Origin of the sequence: Paracoccus sp. Z118 (assembly GCF_019061185.1) — a bacterium.
Classification (GTDB): Bacteria; Pseudomonadota; Alphaproteobacteria; order Rhodobacterales; family Rhodobacteraceae; genus Paracoccus.
The window spans coordinates 1-390 of the sequence record NZ_JAHQZU010000142.1 but is presented as its reverse complement, the minus strand read 5'-3'; the positions used below and the strand labels follow the sequence as shown (position 1 = coordinate 390).

Annotated in this window: 1 protein-coding gene; it reads right to left on the bottom strand. The window is 65.9% G+C overall.

What is annotated here, in order from left to right; translation table 11 throughout:
- The coding region (locus tag KTN05_RS18835; protein WP_217330706.1) for a zinc-binding dehydrogenase at positions 1-390 on the bottom strand (390 nt) is incomplete at both ends.

Here is a 390-nt window from a genome sequence, read left to right as displayed (position 1 = left end):
CGCCGTAGATGTAGACCTGCTTCATGACGGCCGACCCATAGCGGTCATAGCTTTCCATGTCGCGGGCGGCGACCGCCTCCATGGCGTTGAGCAGCGTGCTGGTCATCTCGCCCCCGCCGATGGCGTCGAAGGCCAGCGTTGCGCCGGTTTCGGCGATGGCCTCCTCCAGCTGCTGCCGAAAGCCCCGCTGGCTGCTGTCCACGATATGGGCCGCGCCGATACCCCGCAGCAGATCGGCCTGAGCGGGACTGCGGACGATGTTCACCAGCTCGATGCCGTCCGACTTGCAGATCCGCACCAGCATCTGCCCCAGGTTCGACGCGGCGGGAACATGGATGATGGCTTTGTGGCCCTCGGCCCGCATGGTTTCCACAAAGCCGAGGCCCGTGA